Annotated in this window: 14 protein-coding genes, 1 tRNA gene and 1 pseudogene; 10 read left to right on the forward strand and 6 right to left on the reverse strand. The window is 48.2% G+C overall.

Features of this window, described 5'->3' with window-relative positions:
* From V7723_RS17345 to V7723_RS17360, 4 genes and pseudogenes are all read right to left on the reverse strand, one after another.
* A pseudogene (locus tag V7723_RS17345) lies at positions 1-493 on the reverse strand (hypothetical protein); the annotation flags it as partial.
* A 256-nt stretch (positions 494-749) separates the two neighbouring features.
* Positions 750-1283, reverse strand: coding sequence for a hypothetical protein (locus tag V7723_RS17350; protein ID WP_335685760.1), 534 nt, complete (start codon positions 1281-1283; stop codon positions 750-752).
* 299 nt (positions 1284-1582) lie between these two features.
* A tRNA-His gene (locus tag V7723_RS17355) sits at positions 1583-1659 on the reverse strand.
* Positions 1660-1719: 60 nt separating this feature from the next.
* Positions 1720-2880, reverse strand: a complete 1161-nt coding sequence (locus V7723_RS17360) for an aminotransferase (protein ID WP_335685761.1) — start codon at positions 2878-2880, stop codon at positions 1720-1722.
* A gap of 173 nt (positions 2881-3053) precedes the next feature.
* Here V7723_RS17360 and V7723_RS17365 point away from each other — a divergent pair, with 173 nt between their 5' ends.
* From V7723_RS17365 to V7723_RS17390, 6 genes are all read left to right on the forward strand, one after another.
* A complete protein-coding gene (locus V7723_RS17365) occupies positions 3054-4226 on the forward strand; it encodes a pyridoxal phosphate-dependent aminotransferase (RefSeq protein WP_335685762.1) in 1173 nt (390 codons plus the stop codon).
* 2 nt (positions 4227-4228) lie between these two features.
* Positions 4229-4432, forward strand: a complete 204-nt coding sequence (locus V7723_RS17370; RefSeq protein ID WP_335685763.1) for a SlyX family protein — start codon at positions 4229-4231, stop codon at positions 4430-4432.
* Positions 4433-4529: 97 nt separating this feature from the next.
* Positions 4530-4838 (forward strand): DUF3253 domain-containing protein, encoded by a 309-nt coding sequence (locus V7723_RS17375; RefSeq protein WP_335685764.1) that lies wholly within the window; start codon positions 4530-4532, stop codon positions 4836-4838.
* 204 nt (positions 4839-5042) lie between these two features.
* Positions 5043-5381 (forward strand): P-II family nitrogen regulator, encoded by a 339-nt coding sequence (locus tag V7723_RS17380; RefSeq protein WP_335685765.1) that lies wholly within the window; start codon positions 5043-5045, stop codon positions 5379-5381.
* A gap of 68 nt (positions 5382-5449) precedes the next feature.
* The gene (glnA, locus tag V7723_RS17385; RefSeq protein ID WP_335685766.1) at positions 5450-6853 is read left to right on the forward strand and encodes a type I glutamate--ammonia ligase; all 1404 of its coding nucleotides are present in this window, start codon (positions 5450-5452) and stop codon (positions 6851-6853) included.
* A gap of 372 nt (positions 6854-7225) precedes the next feature.
* Positions 7226-8218: a hypothetical protein gene (locus tag V7723_RS17390; protein ID WP_335685767.1), complete on the forward strand. Its 993-nt coding sequence runs from the start codon at positions 7226-7228 to the stop codon at positions 8216-8218.
* A gap of 239 nt (positions 8219-8457) precedes the next feature.
* Here V7723_RS17390 and V7723_RS17395 read toward each other — a convergent pair whose 3' ends face one another.
* Positions 8458-8832: an acyl-CoA thioesterase gene (locus tag V7723_RS17395; protein ID WP_335685768.1), complete on the reverse strand. Its 375-nt coding sequence runs from the start codon at positions 8830-8832 to the stop codon at positions 8458-8460.
* A gap of 118 nt (positions 8833-8950) precedes the next feature.
* Between V7723_RS17395 and parE the strand changes: the two genes are divergently transcribed.
* On the forward strand, positions 8951-10912 hold the full coding sequence (gene parE, locus V7723_RS17400) for a DNA topoisomerase IV subunit B (RefSeq protein ID WP_335685769.1): 1962 nt from the start codon (positions 8951-8953) through the stop codon (positions 10910-10912).
* Positions 10913-10982: 70 nt separating this feature from the next.
* Here parE and V7723_RS17405 read toward each other — a convergent pair whose 3' ends face one another.
* Positions 10983-11681 (reverse strand): alpha/beta fold hydrolase, encoded by a 699-nt coding sequence (locus V7723_RS17405; RefSeq protein WP_335685770.1) that lies wholly within the window; start codon positions 11679-11681, stop codon positions 10983-10985.
* Positions 11682-11929: 248 nt separating this feature from the next.
* Between V7723_RS17405 and V7723_RS17410 the strand changes: the two genes are divergently transcribed.
* From V7723_RS17410 to V7723_RS17420, 3 genes are all read left to right on the forward strand, one after another.
* Positions 11930-13426 carry a DEAD/DEAH box helicase gene (locus V7723_RS17410; protein WP_335685771.1) on the forward strand — a complete coding sequence of 499 codons (1497 nt, stop codon included), beginning with the start codon at positions 11930-11932 and terminating at the stop codon, positions 13424-13426.
* Positions 13427-13560: 134 nt separating this feature from the next.
* Positions 13561-13803 carry an Lrp/AsnC ligand binding domain-containing protein gene (locus V7723_RS17415; protein WP_335685772.1) on the forward strand — a complete coding sequence of 81 codons (243 nt, stop codon included), beginning with the start codon at positions 13561-13563 and terminating at the stop codon, positions 13801-13803.
* 155 nt (positions 13804-13958) lie between these two features.
* Positions 13959-15140 carry an ABC transporter substrate-binding protein gene (locus V7723_RS17420; RefSeq protein WP_443024250.1) on the forward strand — a complete coding sequence of 394 codons (1182 nt, stop codon included), beginning with the start codon at positions 13959-13961 and terminating at the stop codon, positions 15138-15140.
* The last annotated feature ends 73 nt before the right edge of the window (positions 15141-15213 follow it).

Consider the following 15213-nt stretch of genomic DNA (forward strand, 5'->3'; position numbering starts at 1 on the left):
GTTGGCTTTGTAAATAAAAACGCCTATTGAAGTAAATCGTAGAAGTAGAAAGGTTGTTTGCCGGTAAAACCGCGCTTACCGGGTTATGCATCTTTACCGGATGGCGTCCTTTATTCTTATCGGTGCCCCCCAAGGGATCACTGAGCGGTTTGGCAAACCGAAAAGGATACCGAGTATATTCCGCCCCGAGAGCTGGCCTACCTTGGCTGTCTTCAGTCGCTTCCGGCGTTACAGGTGCGCGAGAAAGGACTTCTTCCACATCAGATCTGAGTTCATTGAGTTCCACATCATCAATAACATTCTCAAATACATAAAATCCGTACGTCTCATAAGCCTGCAGAATATCGGCCGCAAGTTTCCCCTTCTCATCAAGCTTAATGGGCCCTCGATTATCCAGGGCAAACGCACGTTTTTCGCCCTTGGCGATATAGTCGGTCATTTCGCGCGCATGCTCGTCGGCGGAAATGTCTTCTGTGCTGAGCTGAACAGTCATTCTTATTATTCCTTTTGATGATCTGACGGCGATTACTAGGTCTCAAGCCTAAAATTTACCTGATGTTACTCCCAAATTTTAATTTTGAGTAGACAGCGCCGGCAAATAATTTATGTGCCCAAAAAGCCATCCAAAAACGGAAGGGCAATAATTCAAAGAAAAAGCCCCGATTCCATTGAAATACAAGGGGTTTTAGACAGTTCACTATGTTTTTATGGGATTACATTTCAGACGCTTAGGAGCAAAGTTTAAAACTCTACTCAGCAGCCTTAAATGGTCCAATGAAGATTAATTTGTTTTGGGCGCCATTGATACCGTCTTGCATAGCTTCTTTTAATCCGGATATGTCAGAATCCATCGGAGAAAAAGCTTGCCAACCTTCACCGCCAACAACTAAAGCGGCTTTTCTAGTAGCCTCCATATTTTTCAGTATACCTTCAACACGTATTAAAGAATCTTTTAGTTCTCTTAGTTCTTTTTCTTGATAACCCTGTTTCTGAACTTGAAGTGCTATTTCCGTTGCAAGTTCATTGCGGTTCTTCTCCACACTCAAAAACTGGTCCGAAAACGTTTTTTGTGATTGCGCCACAGTAGTTTGCAAAGACGCTATTGATGTATTTAGATTGCTAACGTTCTGATTTAATCCCTCAATTAAAATCTTGAAATTAGTATCAATTGATCGATTAATCGTCTCCATATTAGACTTAAAACTTGTAGCAATAATGGTATCAATTGTTTGAACATTGCTTTGAAGATTACTTGCAATTAATTGAATTTGTTTATTTAACAAATAATCAGTTACCGAAAACGCTACCCCCTATGCAACCAAAGCGGTAGCAAATAATTTTGCTAAATAAGTTATAATCTGAAGCTTCATATCAGTAGTCGCCATTTATTGAGCATTTTCTATTAGCATGCATTAAACATACGTATATTATCATTAAAATAGTGTGAAATAGGGAATAAAACAACCGTAACACTCTCTCGTGCTATGGAAAATTGAAAAATCGCCGCCGAGAAAGTGTAAAACCGGTTATGAGGTTTAAACAAAGAACCCCTCAAAACCGTAATGGTTTCAAGGGGTTAATTTGGGGCGGGCGACGGGGATTGAACCCGCGACCTCCTGAGTCACAGTCAGGCGCTCTAACCAACTGAGCTACGCTCGCCATAAGAGGCGCCATGTTTAGCGATCCTCACCAAACCGGTCAAGGAAACTTTATGCTATTTTACGAAAAAAATCGTCCCAGTTTTTCGATGGCCGCTTCCAGCACTTCCGGCTTCTTGCAAAAACAGAACCGGGCGAAATTTGTCATCGCCCCTTCGGATTGATAAAAGGCGCTGACAGGAACCGCTGCGACCCCCGCCTCTGTTGTAATAAGCCGGCAGAATTCTTCATCTGTGCCGTCAAAACCGATACTTTTTATATCTGCATTCAGGAAGTAGGTTCCGTCACATTGCGCCGTCGAAAAGCCAATCCCTTCAAGCCCATCTCTGAACAGATCCCGTTTTGACTGCATGGCATATTTCAGGTCTTCAAAAAACTTGTCCTCCTTATTCAGCCCATAAGCGACACCCTTTTGCAGGTTTGGCGGCGTGGTAAAGACCAGGAACTGATGTGCCTTGGCGATGCGCGCGATCATTTGCGCGGAGGCCGTCACATAGCCGACTTTCCAGCCGGTCAGGGAAAAGGTTTTTCCAGCAGAGGCGATCCGGGCCGTCCGGTCTCCCATTTCCGGGAAGGTCAACAAGGAGACATGCTTTTTGTCGCCAAAAACAATATGCTCGTAAACTTCGTCGCAGATTGCATAGGCATCATATTTCAGAACCAGAGCGGCAATTTTCTCCAGCTCCTCAACGGTGAAAACTTTCCCGGTTGGGTTCATGGGGCTGTTCAACAGCACGAGTTTGGTTTTCTCGCTGAACGCTGCGTTGAGGCGGTCTTCATCCAGATCCCAGTATGGCGGATCAAGGCGAACAAATTTTGGAATACCGCCGGCCAATTTCACCAAGGGCAGGTAACAATCATAAAGCGGTTCGAACAAGACAACTTCATCGCCCGGATTAATCAGCCCAAACAGGCTTGCCGCGATGGCTTCCGTGGCGCCAGATGTGACCAGCGTGTCCGTTTGCCAGTTGCTGCTGATGCCATAAAACCGAAAATCATGCTCGGCAACAGCGTGGCGCAATTCCGGCAGCCCCATCATCGGCGGGTATTGATTGGGGCCCTCTTTCACGGCTTCCGCGGCTTTGGCAAGAATATCGGCCGGACCGTCTTCGTCGGGAAATCCCTGGCCCAGATTAATCGCTTCATGTTCGATTGCCAGTTTGGACATGACTTCAAAAATCGTCGTCCCGAATTCACCCAACACGTCACTTGAATTTTTCACGGCAGCTGCTTTCCTCGACCCTACACATACAATCGGCGGTAAGTTATGCACCGACGTTCCCAGATTACAAGTGAAACCATGGCATATCCAACCTGTTTCCTACTTTTGCTTGCCCAACGGACGGATCAAAGGCATATCTGAAAAAACAAACTGCGCTGATTAGAGGATTATCGATGACCGTCTCAGAAAAAATGTTCCGCCTTGGCACAGAAACCGCGTTCGATGTGTTGGCTCGGGCCAATGCCCTGGCGGCCGAGGGAATGGATATTATCAACCTTGGAATCGGTCAGCCGGACTTCCCGACACCGAATAATATCGTTGAGGCGGGCATCAAGGCATTGCGCGATGGCCATCACGGCTACACCGCGGCCAATGGCATCCCTCAATTGCGATCGAGCGTCGCCGCAGATATTGCCAAATACCGCCATGTTACGGTCAATCCCGATAACATCATCGTTGTTCCCGGCGGCAAGGTTACCATGGCCTTTGCCATCGAGATGTTTGGCGAGGCCGGTGCAGAAATCATGTACCCGAACCCGGGCTTTCCGATTTATGAGAGCATGATCCGCTATTCCGGTGCGACGCCGGTTCCCATCCGACTGATCCAGGAAAACGGATTTTCATTTGATGCCGAAACCGTACTCGGGCAGATTACCGATAAAACCAGATTGATAATTCTCAACACACCGGCCAACCCGACAGGCGGCGTCGTTCCGGCAGATCAGCTGCAAAAGCTGGCCGAAGGATTGGAAAATTTCCCCCATGTCCATATTCTGTCCGATGAAATTTATGGCCGCATGACCTATGATGGTGAGGGCCATACAAGCATGCTGGCATTCGACAATCTGAAAGACAGACTGATTGTTCTCGATGGCTGGTCGAAAACCTATGCCATGACGGGATGGCGCATGGGTTGGGGCCTGTGGCCAGAGGCACTGGTGCCCCATGCCCAACGGCTCTGCGTCAACTACCATTCCTGCGTCAACGCCGCCGCACAATATGCCGGCATCGAAGCGCTGGAAGGTGATCAAGGCCCCGTTGACATGATGATGGCGGCATTCGATGAACGTCGCCTCATCATCCATAATCGGTTGAATTCCCTGCCCGGTGTTTCCTGCGTCATGCCCAAAGGTGCTTTCTATGCCTTTCCGAATATTAAAGGCACGGGCTTCACGGCGAAGGAGTTGCAGGATCAACTTTTATCCAGCCAAGGGGTCGCCGCCATCGCCGGAACCAGTTTCGGGGCGGAAGGCGAAGGATATATCCGTTTCTCCTATGCGAACTCTGTCGAAAATATCGAACGCGCCATGGACCGCTTCGAACAATTCCTCGCACAAGGTAAATAACGATGACCGAACAGCGCCTTAATGATCTCGAGTTGAAATTCATGGAGCAAGAGCAGTCCCTGAACGATCTCAGCGACATCGTCACCAAGCAATGGGACGAGATTGAAAAACTACGGCGACAGCTCACGCGAGCCGGCGACCGTATAGAAACTCTGGAAGAAGCCTTGCCCGACGGCACGCCGGCCGAGAGGCCGCCGCATTACTAGTGCACGGCATCACGATGCTTGCCTTTTGACGCAAGGCTACCTACAACCTGCCTTTTAAAGAAGGACCCTATGTCTTTCTGTTCGCAATGGTGAAAAAATGACTGACGAAAATGAACAATCCGCCGACGAGCCTGAAGCCGTCGTCGTCGAAGATGATCCCGTAGCAACTTTTATTCTGAACGCGGTGAAGGACGGGAAAGATGTGTCCCCCCAGGATATTGCCAAACAGATTGCAGCAACCCGGGCCAAAGACACGGCACCTGTTGATATTTGGCGGAAATATATGACAGCGGTTCGCCAGCAGGCAATCTCCCTTGCTCGTAAAAAACGCTTGTTGATTATCCGTAAAGGCAAAGTCGCCGACCCCAACGACTTCAAAGGACTGTACAAGCTTCGTAAAGTGTAAAAGATTAATTTATAGGCAAATGCCTATTTTTTAAGCGTACATTTTTTGACCACATTTCATTCCTTTATAGTCAGGAGAGCTGAAACAGCCGTATTTCCGGGAATTGTAGAGACAGTTGCCCCCACCCTCAAATCTGGCACAGCTCATGCTATAGTAAAGTCAAAGATATCTTAGACCTTGTTTTTAGAAGATGAGATTTGCCTTATGAAAAAAATCGAAGCCATCATCAAACCCTTTAAGCTCGATGAAGTGAAGGAAGCCCTTCATGAAGTTGGGCTGCAAGGCATCACCGTTACTGAAGCCAAGGGTTTTGGCCGCCAGAAAGGCCATACGGAACTTTATCGTGGCGCCGAGTATGTGGTTGATTTTCTCCCCAAGGTAAAAATTGAAATCGTCCTCGAAGACGCATTGGTCGAACGGGCTCTGGAAGCGATCCAGCAAGCGGCCCGGACAGGACGCATTGGGGATGGAAAGATCTTCGTCTCCACTGTCGAGGAAGTTATTCGAATTCGCACCGGTGAAAAGGGTGCTGAAGCTATCTAGTCGTCCCGCCCTTTTACGGACAGGCAAGTAATTTTGAGTTTTAACGGTTAAACGAGAGAGACGTAGTCATGGTTGCTAAAGTATTGGAAATGATCAAGGAAAACGAAGTCGAATATGTAGACCTTCGTTTCACCGACCCTAAAGGAAAATGGCAGCATCTTGCCATGCATGTTGATGTTGTTGACGAAGACATGTTTGAAGATGGCGTTATGTTTGATGGCTCATCCATCACTGGTTGGAAGGCTATTAACGAATCTGACATGACATTAATGCCGGATCCGACTTCCGCAGTCATGGATGCCTTTGCTGCACGCTCAACGCTGATCATATTCTGCGATATTCTGGATCCGTTGAGCGGCGAAAGCTACGAACGTGACCCGCGCTCCGTTGCCAAGAAAGCAGAAGCTTTCCTTGCCAGCACCGGTGTTGGAGATACCATCAACGTCGGCCCCGAAATGGAATTCTTCATGTTTGATGATGTGCAGTTCTTAAATGACAGCCACCATACTTTCTATAAGCTGGGTGACGTCGAAGCGCCTCATATGACAGGTGAAGAAATGGAAGGTGGCAACCATGGTCATCGTCCGCGCGTAAAAGGCGGGTATTTCCCGGTACAGCCGGTTGATAGTGGCGCCGATATTCGCAGCGAAATGGTCTCCGTTTGTAAAGAAATGGGCATTGGTGTTGAAAAGCATCACCATGAAGTGGCTCCGAGCCAGCATGAATTGGGTATGAAATACAACACTTTGGTTTCTGCTGCTGATGAAATTCAGATTCAGAAATATGTGGTTCATAACGTTGCCCATGCTTACGGCAAGACGGCAACCTTTATGCCAAAACCGGTTTCTGGTGATAACGGCTCCGGCATGCACACCCATCAATCTATCTGGAAAGATGGCAAACCTGTCTTCGCCGGTTCCGGTTATGCAGACCTGTCTGAAACGGCCCTGTTCTATATCGGCGGTATCATCAAGCATGCGAAAGCCATCAACGCCTTCACAAATGCGGGGACAAATTCCTACAAACGCCTGATCCCGGGTTTTGAAGCGCCTGTACTTCTGGCTTATTCCGCACGGAACCGGTCAGCTTCCTGCCGGATCCCCTACTCGCCAAGCCCGAACGGTAAGCGCGTGGAAATTCGTTTTCCCGATTGTACTGCTAACCCGTATCTTGCTTTCGCAGCAATGATGATGGCCGGCATGGACGGCATCCAGAACAAAATCCACCCGGGCGATGCCATGGATAAGGATTTGTATGATTTGCCACCGGAAGAACTCAAAGACATCCCGACTGTTTGTGGATCGCTTCGTGAGGCGTTAGAATCCCTTGATGCCGACCGTGAATTCCTGAAAAAAGGGGGCGTCTTCACCGAAGACATGATCGACGCTTATCTGGCCATGAAATGGGAAGAAGTTTTCGCTTTCGAACATGCGCCGCATCCGATCGAGTTCGACATGTATTTCAGTGTCTAATTGCTGATACCCGTAAAAACAAAGAGGCCGCACTTAAATGCGGCCTCTTTTTTTGTCTGACAGGCCGCGCCATAGAGTCTGTTCAAGAATTGGCAAATCCATTCTCTCAGTAGCAAAGCTGGCTCTTCATCGCCCACATCAAACTGGTACCAAGGCGAGTTGCAAGGCACTGATTTCAAAATAATCGTTTCGAGACAGACCCTAACGGGTGCGAAAAATACTATTAAATAAAATTAGTAAAAGTATTTAAATAATAGATAAATATTTATAATAATATAGATTTAATACACAAATTGAAAAATACTTTTTTATTACCAAATTACGTTCAGTATTGTTTTATTTTTACTACTAATTTTTCAAAAAGGAAATAAAATGTCAGGAACACTTTCAAAATTAGCGTTAAGAGCACCTATTAGGAAAGCAATTTCTTCATCGCGGTTCAGTATCCGTCCAATGGTAGATATGTTTGCCACGCAACATCAAACACCGAACCTATTTTTTCAGTCCAAACGCTTTGCCATTAATTTTCATAACTGGGAAGCTGAATATAGGCGTGCCTTTCACTTTGAAAATAATTCTAGAACCGCAAATAGCATAGCAGATTTTACGTTAAGGCCCTATGACAAGGCCGACCCTTCGGGATGGTTTGATATTCAGAGCCATGGCGCGGAAAATGAAACCGGTGTTTTTAATGGTACTACGGAGGAAACCGCTCCAAACGCTATTCTCAGCCTAAGTAAGCCGTCTCAAGATTGGAACGGCGTAGGATTAACACTGGGACCAAAAGGAGGCCTGCCACATAATAATATTGAATCTGTCTTATCCGTTGAAAGCCTTACACGGATGATAACCGAAATGTTTCTTGGTGCTGATGCTGATAGTATCCAAGAATTACGTATAAAGGTGGGTGATGACGTCGCCAACAAGGTGATTTCAGAGTTCCAAAAGGGAATCCCGGAGGGCGCCAATATACGGATGCTCACTTGCTTTGCTGGGATGTATTTTGATGCCTATAAAAAATATCAGGCTCAGGAGCTGTCTACATTGACAGGTAAATGCATCATTGCGGCAAACACCCGTGTGGGGTTAGAATATGACCTCACCTCTGCCAGTCAAGAATATTCGACAAAGGTGATGTTACAGCCGGGCCCCGCGCCGGAATGGCGTCTATTTGTGCCAGGCGGACCGGCGTTTTTGGCAAAAAACGGCTACCCTAAGGACACTCCCTATATTGTCGTTGGCGAAGGCCCCAAGACAGGAGTGAAAACTAACGTCGTCGGAGATGATCTGGAAGTTGCTACAACGAATGCAAATGCAATTCTTGAAGAATTGAAACTGTGTACGAAAAGCGATGTTGCCAAGTAGAAATCCCAAAATAGGCTAACTAAAAAAATGAATAGTCGTTTCAAAGACCGGCATATTGGAAGTATTCAATATCAGCACTGTTGAAATTAAAGCTATTTCAGAGAGTCTGTTCAAGAATTAAGGCTTGAGTGAAAAGAGCAAATCAGCTTCTTCGTATTTAACGAAAAATATGGAGAGTTTTAATGGTTTGGACCCCTTTCACTCACGCTGACCAGGTGCGATGCAACCGGCGGCATTTTTTACGGTTCAATAGCGCGGGGGCGTCCCTCGTCGTCGATGGCGACAAATACATAGGTGCCTTCCGTTACCTTGATTTCTTCCGAATCCAGTTTACGGGCAACAATGGTCGTCAGTTTGACGGCCACCGACGTGCGGCCAACCCGCTCAATATCACCATAAATACTGACAATATCCCCGACTTTAATGGGCTGGTGGAATTTCATTGCTTCGACCGCAACAGTTACAGCCCGCCCTTTTACCCGTCGAGCCGCCATAATACCGCCCGCGATGTCCATTTGCGACAGCACCCAGCCGCCAAATATATCGCCATTGCTGTTGCAATCGCTCGGTTGCGGGGCCGTACGGATAACAGGGTCACGGAATTCAGTGGGCATGATCTTTAAGCTTCCTAATATCGACAAAATCAGAGTATAACTTATACACTTTCATCCCGGTGAGAGAATAGAATTTTACATAAACAATTGTTATCCTTTTAGTCAGTGAATTGCCTGTATGTCCGATCTTTTTCAGCAACCTAAATCCGAAAGCACCGATTACTCTGCGAAAGACATCGAGGTCCTTGAAGGCCTTGAACCGGTTCGCATGCGTCCAGGGATGTATGTTGGCGGAACCGACGAGCGCGCCCGCCATCATTTGGCAGCAGAAGTTCTGGATAACGCCATGGACGAAGCCGTTGCCGGATTTGCCACGCGGATCGATGTGGAGTTAATGGCCGACGGATCGCTCACTATTCGCGATAACGGCCGGGGCATCCCCATTGATCGACATCCTAAATACAAGGATAAATCGGCGCTTGAAGTTATCCTGACCACCTTGCATTCCGGCGGTAAATTCTCCAACAAGGTCTATCACACCGCTGGCGGCCTGCATGGTGTGGGCGTGTCTGTGGTGAATGCCCTGTCCGACCGCCTGACTGTGGAAGTCGCCCGTGATAAGGAGCTATGGCGTCAGGAATATTCCCGCGGTATCCCGCAAACCAAACTGGAAAAAGTCGGTGCGGCTCCAAATCGCCGCGGCACGAGCATCCAGTTCCATCCGGATCCGGAGATTTTCGAAGCCGGTACGGCGCTGCGCCCGGGCAAGCTTTATAAACTCGCTCGCTCCAAGGCCTATTTGTTCCGGGGTGTGGAAATTCGCTGGAAAGCCGCGCCTGAGCTGATCAAGGATGAAACACCGCAAGAAGCGGTCCTGCATTTTCCGGGCGGCCTCAGGGACTTCCTCGATGCCTCTTTGGATAATCGGCAAACCGTAACCACTGAGCCGTTTGCCGGTCGCACGGAAATAGAGGGAGATCGTGGTCGTGTGGAATGGGCCATCGCGTGGCCAGCGGATAACCAGTCTTTTCTCAGTTCCTATTGTAATACGGTCCCCACACCAGAGGGCGGCACCCATGAATTAGGCTTTCGCGGTGCCTTGATGCGCGGTCTCAAGGCGTATGGGGAATTGATCAATAACAAGAAAGCCTCACAAATCACCGCCGACGATATATTGGCGGGTGCCTGCGCCGTGCTGTCGGTTTTTATACCGGAACCACAATTTCAGGGCCAGACCAAGGAAAAGCTGACCACCACCGAAGCCACCCGGATTGTTGATCTGGCCATCAAGGACCATTTCGATAACTGGCTCGCGGCCGCCCCGGATCAAGCCAACAATCTTCTGGGCTGGGTGGTTGAGAAATCTGAGGAACGTCTGCGCCGACGTCAGGAAAAGGAAACCAGCCGCAAGACCGCCACCAGTCGCTTGCGCTTACCGGGCAAACTCGCCGACTGCGCCCAGAGCGGCAAAGAAGGCACGGAAATTTTTATCGTCGAGGGCGATTCCGCCGGCGGATCTGCAAAACAGGGCCGCAACCGGAAAACCCAGGCCATCCTGCCACTTCGCGGTAAAATCCTGAACGTCGCCTCTGCCGGTGCCGACAAGATCCGGGCCAATCAGGAACTGAAAGATCTTATGCAAGCGCTGGGCTGCGGTTTACGGGACAAATATCGGTCCGAAGATCTACGCTACGAAAAAGTTATCATCATGACCGATGCTGATGTGGATGGTGCGCATATCGCGTCCTTGCTCATGACGTTCTTCTATCGCGAGATGCGCCAATTGATCACCGATGGTCATCTGTATCTGGCGCAACCGCCGTTATATCGCATCTCACAAGGCGGGAAGACACTCTATGCCATGGATGATACGGATAAAGACAAATTGATGGAAACAGAATTTACCGGTCGCGGTAAGATAGATATCAGTCGTTTCAAGGGGTTGGGAGAAATGCCTCCCGCCCAACTTAAAGAAACGACCATGACCCCAGCGAAGCGTGTCCTGCTGAAAGTCGAGATTCCCATGGAAGAGTTTGGTGAAACGGCCGATCGGGTCGAAAGCCTGATGGGCAAAAAACCCGAATTGCGGTTTTCCTTCATTCAGGAGAATGCCCGCTTTGTCGAGGACATCGACGTTTAGGCTTTTCCGCCAGAAACCCCGTAAAATAAGCCAGTAGTTTTTCTACTGTCTCATATTCCACCCCTTTACGTTAGCGTGCCAGCCAGGTCCGCATAATATCCGTTGTCTTCTCTGGACATTCCATGGTCGGCAAATGTCCACTACCGGGCACTTCCGTATAAACTGCTGTCGGGATTTCAATGGCCATCTCGCGCTGCACACGCGGCGGAATAAGCGCATCTTGGGCGCCACTCAGCACCAACGTCGGACACCGAATATCCTGCAGCGTTCCGGTTAGTTCCTCGCGCGTCAATAATGCTTTTTCTTGACGAATAAATCCTTCTTTTCCAATATCTTCTGCCATTTTATAAATGCGACTTGTTAAGGTATCATCCGTCAATCGCGAAGGGTGGATCAACATCGGCAGCAAGGATTCCGTTACCCCTTTGAAGGTTTTGCCCCGTTCCACCAGCGTGATAAAGTCCTGTCGGCGCTGCCGCTCAATCGGGGTATCATTGATCGCCCGGCTATCCATAATCGCCAAATGGGTGACCCGTTCCGGCGCCTGGCGCATCACTTCCAACGCGATATAGCCGCCCATCGACAGCCCGGCGAGCGCAAATGTCGGGGGCGCCGACGCTAGCAACCGCGCCGCAATGGCGGGCATCGCGTCATCGGAATGGTGATCGGCGATCACGATTATGTATTGATTTTCGAAGGCGGCGATTTGATCGCGCCATAGATCCGCGGTGCATAAGAGCCCGGGAATAAGGATTAAAGTAGGTTTCACTATCATTTTGCCCTAATTTGTTGTAATATAATGCTTGATTCTGCTGAATTGGTTCTAATTACCAGTACAACGACAGTCGTTTTCTGAGAATAAAATTCTTTAAAATGTGACATTTAGGCAGGATTTAACCGTTTTACACCTGTATTATTAGAAAATACGCAGGAAACGTTTGACAGAGCGCCCCTTTTCACTAGATTGCGCTGTGTTTTACAGACTTTACACCATTTTTATACGGCAGTTCTTTATATATGAATTTTGCAGATCTTGGCTTAAGCCCTGAAGTTTTGAAAGCGGTCGGGGATTCCGGATACGATACCCCTACTCCCATCCAAGAAAAAGCCATCCCCTATGTCCTTATGGGGCGGGATGTTCTCGGTACGGCGCAGACTGGTACTGGAAAAACGGCCAGCTTCACGCTTCCGATGATCGACATTCTGGCGTCCGGCCAGGCAAAATCCAGAATGCCACGATCCCTCATCTTGGAACCGACGCGCGAACTCGCGGCGCAGGTTGCAGATAATTTTGAAAATTACGGAAAATACAGCAATCTGTCCATGGCCCTGCTTATCGGCGGTGTGTCATTCGCAGATCAGGAAAGCAAGCTGGATAAGGGCGTCGATGTTTTAATCGCAACGCCAGGCCGCCTGCTTGATCATTTTGAGCGCGGCAAGGTTTTACTCAACGGCGTCAAGACACTGGTGATCGATGAAGCTGACCGGATGATGGATATGGGCTTTATTCCAGATGTGGAACGCATTGTGTCATTGATGCCACCGCTCCGTCAGACACTGTTTTTCTCGGCGACCATGTCCAAAGACATGCGCAAGCTGGCCGACAAGTTCCTGATGAACCCGAAAGAAGTCGAGGTGTCTGTGCCGACTGATACGGCCAAGACTGTGACACAAGGACTATTAACTGTCCAACGCTCTGAGAAGCGCCCGGCCATTCGTAAATTGCTCAAAAACGAGAGCGTGAAAAACGCCTTTATTTTCTGCAACCGAAAAAAGGACGTGGATATTCTGTACGGTTCTTTGGACAAACACGGCTTCAACGCGGGGGCAATGCATGGCGATATGAGCCAGAGCCACCGTATGGAAACACTGGCCAAGTTCAAATCCGGCGAAATTTCTCTTCTCGTCTGCTCCGATGTTGCCGCGCGCGGAATTGATGTCAGTTCCGTCAGCCATGTTTTCAACTTCGACGTCCCGTCCCATGCAGAAGACTATATCCATCGCGTTGGTCGGACCGGTAGAGCGGGCCAACAAGGCCACGCCTACACCCTCGCAACCAAAAGCGATGGCAAGTATCTTGAAGCCATCTACAAACTTGTCGGTAAAAAAATACCGCCCCTGACCATTGATGGCATGGACGAGATCGCCGACGAAGCATCGGAAATTTCCGCTCGCGAAAAACGTCAGACGAAGACACCATCGCGCAGCCGGACCCGGACTCCTCGGAAAACCACAAAAGAAGCAGCGACAAAAGAAGCAGCCACAAAAGAAGTAGCGACAACAACCGACGCGAAGACTGTTTCGGATAACAAAACAACCGAAAAGGCCGCCGCAAAGACGACATCAACTAAAACGGTAGAAAAAGAAACCGTTGCCTCAACCCCCCGGCAATCGCAAAATAAATCGCGGCAGTCACGCTATTCTAAAAATGATGAGGGCGTTCCGGTAATGGGTCTGGGTGATAATGTCCCAGCTTTCTTCAAAATCCCTTTTCGCAAATCCGCGTCAGAATAGATACCAATTAAAAAGCTGATTCTGCGGAATTGGCTTTTTTAATTTTCACACGCTCTGTCATTCCCAAAAAATATAGTTTTGTGCTATAAATTTCATTTGGGTTTTATTCCCCGATAACTAAGAGGAATCCGCCAATGAAAACAATCTTTATCATGGTGAAGTGTGAGCTTGGAAAAGCCTATGACGTCGCTGCTAAAACTGTTGAGAATGTTGAGCAAGTATCCGAGGTCTATTCGATTTCCGGTAAATATGACTTGATGATGAAATGCTATCTATCTGACGAGCAGGATATTGGCCATTTCGTCAATGAGAAAATTCAGATCTTGGGGAATATTAAAGACACTTTTACGATGATTACCTTCAAGGCATTCAACTAAACGTAAAAACTGTTTACAATTATTGCTCCAATACCAAGAGTGAATAGCAATTTTAAACAAATTCTTTGCTCTATTTCAAAAAATACCTAATCTATCAGCTGCTTAATTGGTCGAGGCAGGTAAAGGGTCTGCTTCCACTCAGCACAGGGAGTTATATCGTGAACAAGAAATTTATTGGCCTTGTCTCCGCAATTGCGTTGCTAGGCACACCCGCTCTGTCCGTTGCGGCAGACAGTGTGAAAATCGGATTCGTGACAACTTTGTCAACGGGTGCCGGTGCAATTGGTAAGGATATGCGCGAAGCCGTTGATCTTGCCGTAGACCATCTTGGCGGCAAAATGGCCGGTAAAGATATTGAAATCATCTATGAAGACGACGGGTTCAAACCTGAAATCGGAAAACAGAAAACCGACAAACTTGTCAAAAAAGACAAAGTCGATTTTGTCGCCGGTTATATCTGGAGCCATGTTCTTATGGCGTCCTATAAAAGTGTCGTTGACAGTGATACCTTCTTAATTAGCTCAAACGCCGGTCCAAGCCCGGTTGCCGGAAAGCTTTGCCATGAGAATTTCTTCTCGACATCATGGCAGAATGACCAGACTCCCATGGCTATGGGTGAAGTCCTTAATCAGCGCGGCATTAAGAACCTGTACATTATGGCGCCTAATTATGCGGCTGGTAAGAATATGGTCACCGGTGTCGAGCGGACATTTAAAGGAAATATCGTCGGCAAAGACATGACGAAATTCCCAGCCCAGCTCGACTTTTCTGCTGAACTGGCGAAAGTCCGCGCGGCGAAACCTGATGCCCTCTTCGTTTTCTATCCTGGAAAGCATGGCGCACAGTTCATGAAACAGTATTCGCAAGCCGCCCTCGCCGCGTCTGTTCCGCTTTATACAGTTTTCACAGTAGATAGCATCAGCTTGCCGCGTATTGGCGAATTGGCCGATGGCAGCCTGATGACACAATTCTGGTCACCAGACCTCGACAATCCTGCCAACAAAAAATTCGTTGCGGATTTCAAGGCAAAATACGGCCATTACCCCAGCCATTATGCAGCACAGTCTTATGATTCAATCATGCTGATCAACAGTGCTGTTGAAAAAGTAAAAGGCGACTTGAGCAATCGGGACGATACGCGGAATGCTCTGCGTCTCGCTGAATTCGACAGTATTCGCGGGAACTTCAAGTTTGGACAAAACCATATGCCCATCCAGAATTTTTACCTGCGTCAAGTAGGCAAAGATCCTGAAGGCGTCTACACCACGAAAATTGTCGATACCGTCTATGTCGACCATCAGGACACATATGTAAAAGACTGTAAATTATCCTGGTAATATCTACGCTACCGTTTTTACAGAAACAATTAAGCGCGCAGCTGCAGCAGTCGCTGCGCGCTTTTTTCTTCGT

It is taken from the genome of Sneathiella sp. (genome assembly GCF_036960985.1).
Classification (GTDB): domain Bacteria; phylum Pseudomonadota; class Alphaproteobacteria; order Sneathiellales; family Sneathiellaceae; genus Sneathiella.

Coding starts and splice junctions, on each gene's coding strand:
- V7723_RS17365 (WP_335685762.1), top strand. CDS start 3,054: ATGACCGTCTCAGAAAAAATGTTCCGCCTTGGCACAGAAACCGCGTTC.
- V7723_RS17370 (WP_335685763.1), top strand. CDS start 4,229: ATGACCGAACAGCGCCTTAATGATCTCGAGTTGAAATTCATGGAGCAA.
- V7723_RS17375 (WP_335685764.1), top strand. CDS start 4,530: ATGACTGACGAAAATGAACAATCCGCCGACGAGCCTGAAGCCGTCGTC.
- V7723_RS17380 (WP_335685765.1), top strand. CDS start 5,043: ATGAAAAAAATCGAAGCCATCATCAAACCCTTTAAGCTCGATGAAGTG.
- glnA (WP_335685766.1), top strand. CDS start 5,450: ATGGTTGCTAAAGTATTGGAAATGATCAAGGAAAACGAAGTCGAATAT.
- V7723_RS17390 (WP_335685767.1), top strand. CDS start 7,226: ATGTCAGGAACACTTTCAAAATTAGCGTTAAGAGCACCTATTAGGAAA.
- V7723_RS17395 (WP_335685768.1), bottom strand. CDS start 8,832: ATGCCCACTGAATTCCGTGACCCTGTTATCCGTACGGCCCCGCAACCG.
- parE (WP_335685769.1), top strand. CDS start 8,951: ATGTCCGATCTTTTTCAGCAACCTAAATCCGAAAGCACCGATTACTCT.
- V7723_RS17410 (WP_335685771.1), top strand. CDS start 11,930: ATGAATTTTGCAGATCTTGGCTTAAGCCCTGAAGTTTTGAAAGCGGTC.
- V7723_RS17415 (WP_335685772.1), top strand. CDS start 13,561: ATGAAAACAATCTTTATCATGGTGAAGTGTGAGCTTGGAAAAGCCTAT.